11 protein-coding genes are annotated in these 7,494 nt (G+C 50.3%); 7 read left to right on the top strand and 4 right to left on the bottom strand.

Annotated features, from left to right (window positions below):
• Positions 1 to 300 precede the first annotated feature (300 nt).
• Entirely contained in the window at positions 301 to 933 is a 633-nt protein-coding gene (locus tag GSQ70_RS20165) for a helix-turn-helix domain-containing protein (RefSeq protein WP_158784185.1), read from the bottom strand.
• Positions 934 to 1,006: 73 nt separating this feature from the next.
• Here GSQ70_RS20165 and GSQ70_RS20160 point away from each other — a divergent pair, with 73 nt between their 5' ends.
• The 7 genes from GSQ70_RS20160 (at position 1,007) to GSQ70_RS20130 (ending at position 5,557) form a co-directional block, all read left to right on the top strand.
• A complete protein-coding gene (locus GSQ70_RS20160; protein WP_158784184.1) occupies positions 1,007 to 1,213 on the top strand; it encodes a YdaS family helix-turn-helix protein in 207 nt (68 codons plus the stop codon).
• A gap of 40 nt (positions 1,214 to 1,253) precedes the next feature.
• Positions 1,254 to 1,556 (top strand): CII family transcriptional regulator, encoded by a 303-nt coding sequence (locus tag GSQ70_RS20155; protein ID WP_158784183.1) that lies wholly within the window; start codon positions 1,254 to 1,256, stop codon positions 1,554 to 1,556.
• A complete protein-coding gene (locus tag GSQ70_RS20150) occupies positions 1,549 to 1,737 on the top strand; it encodes a DUF4222 domain-containing protein (protein ID WP_158784182.1) in 189 nt (62 codons plus the stop codon). The genes GSQ70_RS20155 and GSQ70_RS20150 overlap by 8 nt, the downstream gene beginning before the upstream one ends.
• Positions 1,738 to 1,937: 200 nt before the next feature.
• A complete protein-coding gene (locus GSQ70_RS20145) occupies positions 1,938 to 2,984 on the top strand; it encodes a replication protein (protein ID WP_158784181.1) in 1,047 nt (348 codons plus the stop codon).
• Positions 2,981 to 4,369, top strand: coding sequence for a replicative DNA helicase (locus tag GSQ70_RS20140; RefSeq protein ID WP_370521091.1), 1,389 nt, complete (start codon positions 2,981 to 2,983; stop codon positions 4,367 to 4,369). The genes GSQ70_RS20145 and GSQ70_RS20140 overlap by 4 nt, the downstream gene beginning before the upstream one ends.
• A complete protein-coding gene (locus tag GSQ70_RS20135; protein ID WP_158785394.1) occupies positions 4,369 to 4,725 on the top strand; it encodes a RusA family crossover junction endodeoxyribonuclease in 357 nt (118 codons plus the stop codon). Before GSQ70_RS20140 ends, GSQ70_RS20135 begins: the two co-directional genes overlap by 1 nt.
• 49 nt (positions 4,726 to 4,774) lie before the next feature.
• The gene (locus tag GSQ70_RS20130) at positions 4,775 to 5,557 is read left to right on the top strand and encodes an antitermination protein (protein ID WP_158784180.1); all 783 of its coding nucleotides are present in this window, start codon (positions 4,775 to 4,777) and stop codon (positions 5,555 to 5,557) included.
• Between the two features lie 522 nt (positions 5,558 to 6,079).
• Here the strand turns inward: GSQ70_RS20130 and GSQ70_RS20125 are convergent.
• Genes GSQ70_RS20125 through GSQ70_RS20115 form a run of 3 tightly spaced genes read right to left on the bottom strand, consistent with a single transcriptional unit; the run spans position 6,080 to position 7,272 of the window.
• Positions 6,080 to 6,568 carry a hypothetical protein gene (locus GSQ70_RS20125; protein WP_158784179.1) on the bottom strand — a complete coding sequence of 163 codons (489 nt, stop codon included), beginning with the start codon at positions 6,566 to 6,568 and terminating at the stop codon, positions 6,080 to 6,082.
• A gap of 43 nt (positions 6,569 to 6,611) precedes the next feature.
• Entirely contained in the window at positions 6,612 to 6,836 is a 225-nt protein-coding gene (locus GSQ70_RS20120; protein WP_158784178.1) for a hypothetical protein, read from the bottom strand.
• Between the two features lie 10 nt (positions 6,837 to 6,846).
• Entirely contained in the window at positions 6,847 to 7,272 is a 426-nt protein-coding gene (locus tag GSQ70_RS20115) for a hypothetical protein (protein ID WP_158784177.1), read from the bottom strand.
• Between the last annotated feature and the right edge of the window lie 222 nt (positions 7,273 to 7,494).

Raw genomic sequence — 7,494 nt, 5'->3', positions numbered from 1 at the left:
CAGTCCTGATTGTTAAAGAGCGGGTCAGCTGACTGTGTAGCGGTGTGTCGTGCTGATGGGATAACTATGCGCTAAAGAATAAATATAGTCAATAAAGACTTTACATAAAAAGTCTTTAGGGACTTAATTTCTTCATTCGCAAAAGAATTTATTTTTGTTAGATTTTCAAAGCGGGGTGGTTATACTGTATTTATATACAGTGAATCGAATCTGAAGATAGGGGAGTGGGATGGGTAAGCTATTAGTAAGAAGGATGGCTGGAGTTTACGAGGAAACTCCAGTCAGTAAAGAGGCATCTGACTACCTCGATAAGGTTGGAATGTACACCTGCTGTACTGGGCCGCGTACGGTTGAAGCGTCGGTAACTTTGGCTAACGGAATTCGATCGTCATCTACTGACAAGAAGGACTCACCAGCTCCATTCAAATGATAGATAAAAACAGAAACCGCACCAGCGACTTCAGCGACAACAAGATCGTTCGTTAGCGGTGTGATATCTGGGTTAACAATCACGATGGAGTGTTTTGGTATACGTGATATCCCTGTATTACCTTGAATTATATACGCTTGTGCGTTTTTTGGTAATGGCTCTATCCAGCTTATTTTTTCCCCGCTATCACCTGACGCATCCCATAATGAAACCTCCCTGGAAGCGTCTACACTCTCCAATCTTGAATTGCTATTCCCCCAAATGTCCCCTTGCCCACTGATTAGCCAGTCAGCACTAACGCCTAATGATTTAGCTAATTTGCCGGTTTCTTTCGAGGTTTTGTTCTCTCCTCTAAGTATTTTGGAAATGGTTGATTGAGATACACCAGAGATCTTTGACAGATCTGTCTGGTTGTTCTTGCCAGTTTGGCTCATCGCGTAAGCCAGTCTTTGAGATAGTGTTTTCATAACAAAGAAAGTAATTCCGTAAAGAATATCAGTCAAAGTCTCTTGAGACTTGAACTAATCAATTCTCTGGCGCATAATCTGCATTGAACTATGTAAAAGGGAATAATTTATGAATGCCGTCATCAAAAGAGCTATTGAAATTGTCGGTTCCCAATCGGAACTGGCGCGGCGTGTAGGAACGGGCCAGCCATCTATAAGCAAGTGGCTGAACGGTTCAGAAATTAGCGCACGATTTATTCCGTCAATTGTTATGGCTACTGATGGGAAAGTCAGCGCTTCTGAACTGCTCAATTCAATCGCTAAAGCCAAATATTGATTTGAAACTTTATCACACTAATCAACACGGAAAATTATCAATGGAATCAAGCGCAACGTCACGCAACAAAGCGCGTGACATCGAGAGTGAGATTGTCAGCCGAATTGCCGCTCAGGGGGTGACGGCAGTTGCCAAACAGATCGGCGTCGACAAATCCCAGGTCAGCCGATGGCAGAGCAAAGGCGGACTGGTTGAGAAGGCCAGCCAGCTGTTAGCGGCCATCGACTTCGAGCAGCCTTCCGGCCTGGTCCTGTTCAAGGGTGATGAGACAGCGGATCTTGCACGGGGCCTGATAGCCATGCTGGAGCATATCCGGTCCGCTAACGGGGGCGCAGGTGGATGATGGGCGCTTCGTTGAGACAAATCAGCAGTTTCGCGATCGGCGTGGAGTTGTCGTGCGCGTCACTGGCTACGACAGGCAGGAGCGCAGGGTTATATTCATGCGTCCAGGTTATGAGCATGAGTGTTTCGTGCCGAAGTGGTATTTCCAGAAGTATTTCACAGAGTTTGAAGGGGAAGGCTGAACAGGGCCAACTGAACAGCCGGGTACTGCATTGCTTAGCTAAAGCGAGGTCAATTATGCGACAGAAACGACGCAACGCGCAACCAGAAACTACTGATCATAAAGACATGGCCCGGGAAGAGTTCGCCAGGGCTTTTAACCCACAAGCGGCTGATCGCCTACGTCAGATTCTGGAAGCCAACCGGCGCGCGAGTAAAGACCATGAGTAACACAGCAGAAGTCATAAATTTAGGCGCTTACCGTAAGCGTGAGGAGCAGCGCGTGGCTGACACCGATGATGGGTATACCCGCCTTGCGAACATGCTGCTGGAAGAATATTCAGGCGCTGATCTGACCAAGCGCCATTTCAAGGTTCTGCTGGCCGTTCTGCGGTTAACTTACGGATGGAACAAAACCATGGACAGAATCAGTAATTCGCAGATCGCTGAGATAGCCAGACTACCGGAAAAAAGGTGCAGTGAGGCCCGCGTAGAACTGGTTGAAATGAACGTTCTCCTGCAGCGTGGCCGCCAGATTGGACCCAATAAAAACGTGGAAGAATGGCGAATCCCTCAAAATGAGGGATATTCCCCTAAATCAGGGGATGGAAAATCCCCTAAATTGAGGGAGCGCAATCCCTCAAAACAGGGGAACACCAAAGACATTATTCCAAAGAAAGTAAAAACAGATCCCCCTAAAGCCCCCAAGGGGGAATTTTCAGAAGAAGTTCTGTCACAGGCAAAACAGGTCCTGGATTATTACAACGAGCTTACAGGAACCACCTGCCGCTCTGCAGAAGCCTTTGCAGTTCTGCTGACCCCTAAGTCGTCCCGCCATGCGTACACCGTTGACGACCTGAAGTTGGTCGTTCGCTGGGTCGTACTGACCTGGAAGCGCCGGTACGGTAGTGTGGCCAAACCTACGAACATCTGCCGGGTGAACCGGTTCGATGGTTACCTGGCAGACGCCAGCGCCTGGGTGGAAACGTATGTCGATATCGACTGCGCTGCCGTTGTTGACGCATACAACGAGCTGGCCGGAGAACGCATGCCACCGGCCGAACTGGACAGCGACCGTGAGGTGATGATCCGCGAGTTTGTTAAGCACATGAGCAAAAAAAATGTGGAGGCTTTCCGCGCCTACTTCACGGCATTCCTGAACGAAGCCCGCCCGTATTACTTCGGTGAAAGTCCTTCCGGCTGGCGCGCCAGCTTCGATTTCCTGATGAAACCCGACACCCTTCGCAAAGTCCGGGAGGGTTCGCTGTGATAGCCGAAGATTATTACCTGGAAGCCAGCGTGCTGGGAGCGCTGCTCAACGCAGGCCTGACGCCAGATGCCGTGGACGTCCTGAACACGTTGCCAGGCGACGCATTCGTAACACCGTTTTACAACAAACTGTTCGCGGAAATTAAACGTCAGGCTACTCAGCGAAAGATGATCGACGCGCTGCTGGTGGCTGATGCTATGGGCACCGAGAACGGAACGTTCGCGAATGTTATGGAGACCTGCAAGGCCGTTCCCAGCTCAGCAAACCTCAAAGGTTACGCAAAGGCGCTGAACGAGAAATTCGTGATCCGCAGCTTCGCGAAGCTGATGGAGTCCAGCTATGACCAGATAACAATGGCCCATAACCATGAGCAGGCGCTGGAGAACATCCAGAAATTCACCAGCCAGGTAATGGCGCTGGGCCGTCCTGGTGATGAGGTGATCCCGGTGCATATCGACGAACTGCTGGGCGCTTATGCCGAGGTGCTGGAGCGCCGCGTTACCAATGGCGAAGAGTCAGACACACTGAAGACCGGTATTGCTGATCTGGACGAGATTACTGGCGGGATGAACGACGAGGATTTTGTCGTTGTGGCCGCCCGGCCAGGCATGGGTAAGACAGAGTTTGCCTTGAAGGTTGCCGAGGGCGTGGCATCCAGTGAAAGGGTGATGGGTGAACAGCGGATCCGGCGCGGGGTGCTAATTTTCACCATGGAGATGAGCAACCAGCAGGTTATCGAACGCCAGATTGCTGGCGCGGCCAATATGCCGGTATCCAGCCTGCGCAAACCATCCCGCATGGATGATATCGATTGGGGCAAGATTTCCATGGGCATACAGCGGCTTATGGGGCTGGACGTGTGGATGGTTGATGCCGCAAACCTGACCATTGAGCAGATCCGCGCTATTGCAGAACGCCATAAACGCCGGTACCCGGGGCTGTCCCTGATCCTGGTGGATTATCTGGGTCTCATCAAAAAGCCGCGCGCCGAGCGTAACGATCTGGCTATCGCAGTAATCTCTGGCGGCCTGAAGACCATGGCGAAGGAACTGAAAACTCCAGTGTTGTCGCTCAGCCAGCTGTCGCGTGAAGTAGAAAAGCGCACTAACAAACGCCCGGTAAATGCTGACCTGCGCGACGGCGGGAGCATTGAACAGGACGCTGACAGCATCATCATGCTGTATCGCGACGCTGTTTATAACGAAAACAGTCCTGCAGCGCCGTATGGAGAGATCATCGTGACAAAGAACCGGTTCGGCACCCTGGGTACCGTATACCAGGAGTTCCGCAATGGACACTTCCATGACACGGACCAGGCAGAAGCTGCCCGCATCTGCACCACTAAACCAGCTGCAGGCCATCACCAGAACAGGAGAGATTTTTGATGCAGGTCTATGACATTTGCCCGTTGCCAAAACCCCGTATGACGCAGAGGGACCGCTGGGCGAAAAGGCCTGCTGTTCTGCGGTACCGCGCATTCTGTGACGAGGTGCGTTTGCGTGGTATGACACTGCCGCAGTTCGGCTGCCACGTAACGTTCGTTCTGCCTATGCCAGACAGCTGGAGCAAAAAGAAGCGAGCTGAGTATATCGGGAGGCCACACCAGCAGAAGCCTGATGCGGACAACCTGCTGAAGGCGCTAATGGATGCAATCTACGACGATGACTGCGCTGTGTGGGACGTGAGGGTAACGAAGCTCTGGGGCGAAGGAGGGCGGATCCAGCTCAACCAGATGGACTGACAGACCGGCAGTGACCAGACGAAACCAGTTATGACAGAGGAGCGCACCGATGAAGATTGAATCAGCACTGAAGCACTTCAGCCCGAAGAGCATGATGATCAGCGACAGCCCCCGCGCGACGTTGTCCGATAGTTTGACCGGCACCGATGTGATGGCAGCCATTGGCATGTGTCAGGCAAAAGCCGGGTTCGGCATGCATGCATACCTGGGCAAAGCGGGGATAAGCGACAGCGACCGCACGGCAACGGTTAACCTGCTGACAAGTTATGCCCGCAAAACAGCGCCCCGGCTTCTCTGTAAAGCGGCTGGTTCAAAAATGGGTCAGTGCATGGTGGTGCTGGCAAAATTTGCTTATGACGATTACGCGCGATCCGCTGCCGACACAAAGACATGTTCCGATTGCTCCGGCCGGGGAGTCACAAACACGCTGGGCTGGGTCATGACTCATCCTGGATGTGGTGACCCCGAGTCAAACAGGCATACTCCGCCAAAATATCAGCTGCAGCTGGTTGAAAACGAATGTGTGACATGTCACGGCAAAGGGAAGCTTTCTGCCCGGTGTCGCTGTAACGGTACCGGCCGCGTGCGTGATATTGAGAAGTCCAGACTGCAGGGAGTACCGGTTGAAAAAGATTGTGAGCGGTGCGGAGGGGCAGGGTTTAAACGTCAACCGTCTACACTGGCCTTCACGGCTATTCGCCACCTGGTGCCCGAATTAACCCAGTCGTCATGGTCACGCAACTGGAAGCCACTTTATGATCGCCTGATTGAAAAGTGCAAAGTGGAAGAGAAAAAAGCTGGAATTGAGTTCGAGAAAGTGACAAATAATTAAAATTCATGACCATCCTGCTATTGCTTTTTGCATAAACCTGGCAGAATATAAGACCCATCGTGGGATATTAATAACCGCACATAAGCAAAATGATTAAAGGGCTCCGCAATGCGGGGCCTTTTTCGTTTCTGCACAACAGGTGAAAGCATTTAGCGGGCGACCCTGGCCGCAACAGAGGCGCTGAGTGTTTTCTCCGTTGTGGTGAATGCGCAGGCTGATGCGCCATATATGAGCTGATCGTCCAGGCTGGCCTCTGGGTCGCGATTCAAAGAAGAGTCTAAAAATGCTCACTGACAAGAGATGCTGGAACCACAGCACCAGCCACCACAACCCAATTAGCCACGGGCCGACGAGCCAGTTAACTATCGCGATAATGCGTCGTGGTGACTAAAAGCAAAAACCCCGCCGGAGCGGGGAACGTATAACAAGAATAAGGTGTAACGGGTTCATCCCCGCTGGTGCGGGGAACGCTTTCAACTTAACCGTCAGTATCTATTACGTCAAGCCACGGTTTTAGTCCGATCAGTCAACTAAATTAGCAGGGTCATTGATATACAGGTCATATGCTGCGCGTAGCTCTGCAACAGTTGCATTTTTCAGCACTGTATCATCGCCATGCATATTGATGACGCGATCATTACTGTCGATACAGTATATAAAACCATCGACATCGAAACATAAAAATTTGTATGCATCATTGCCGAGCCTGTCAGTAGATGGGCGGCGATTAGGTAAAAACAGCACTTTCAGAGCAGTAAATTCCGGGTCTCTATCATAATGCATGTCCCGAACCAGTCTGTCTGTTTCGCTGTTCATCAGGGCGGCGCGGTCACGTAAATGTGACACCATGCCACGAATTACAGATGCAGGGATGCGGCGCTCACCAGCAGCCCACTGTCGAACTGAGCGGTCATTAATGCCCATGAATCGTGCCAGCTCAGATTTCCAGTTCTGACCGTACGCAGTTTCGCCAGCGCGGGTCAGTAGTTCTATTTTTTCGTCGTTATCCACTTTGCGCCTCAATACAGGCCCGGCGAACCGGGCCTGATAGTTGTTATTCAATGATAATTCCGAGTTTTTGAGCGTCACCCAAACTCAACACTACACCGCGCGAATGATAGTTTCGGGCGTTAAGACACTCTCCGACGGGATAAACATCAGAATTGAGTTGATTCACTCGCTCACCGTCGTCAATAAATAAAATATCTACGGTGCCTGAATTGTTTATTCTTCCAAAAACTTCCGATAATTCTACAGGGGCATTCGGTTTGTTATACATGCTGTGCTCCTTAACGTTTAATTGAATTAACAACAGTTTCAAACAAATCAGATGACATATCACGAGAGTCAAATTCGCCCTTTTTCGCATCGAACCAAAATTTACAGGCTGCCAGACCATTGCGAATGGATGCCGCTTTACCGTTGCTAATGTGGTTACCATTCAGGGTGGCTGAGCTGATGTTTCCTGTTTTGTAAGTTGAGTATGAGAGTCCGATGAATTTGATCATTGTTGCGGCATTAAAATAAACACGGTGATAATCTCCTTTAACCCACTCATTGCCGCCAATTTTAATGAGAGATTCAACGGTCAATTCAATTCCCTTATGTGCCATTTTGAGAGCCTCAGCGAAGTATGATTTTACAGAACCGCCAAATTTTGCAGCGGCATCGCGTGCGATAGACCATGCGTTAAGAAAGAGTTTGGATTTAGTCATTTTTAAAGCCCTTCTGGCTTAATGGAGTTGGCTTATTCCCCCTCCCGTGAAAACAATAATACTATGTACCGTATTTCGGTACAAGGTGCTTTTCATGTAAAATGTGACAGAGTTAAAAAATAATTAATGCCGGATAACACGCTAATGCAGCGGGGTAGCGCCCGCACCTATTCAGGGCTCACTTCGGTGGGCCTTTTTTATGCATAAAAAAATCCGCTCAGG

Source organism: Pantoea sp. BAV 3049 (assembly GCF_009765445.1).
Taxonomy (GTDB): domain Bacteria; phylum Pseudomonadota; class Gammaproteobacteria; order Enterobacterales; family Enterobacteriaceae; genus Erwinia.
Note: the sequence above shows the minus strand (reverse complement) of the source record. Positions and strands in the feature narration are given on the sequence as shown.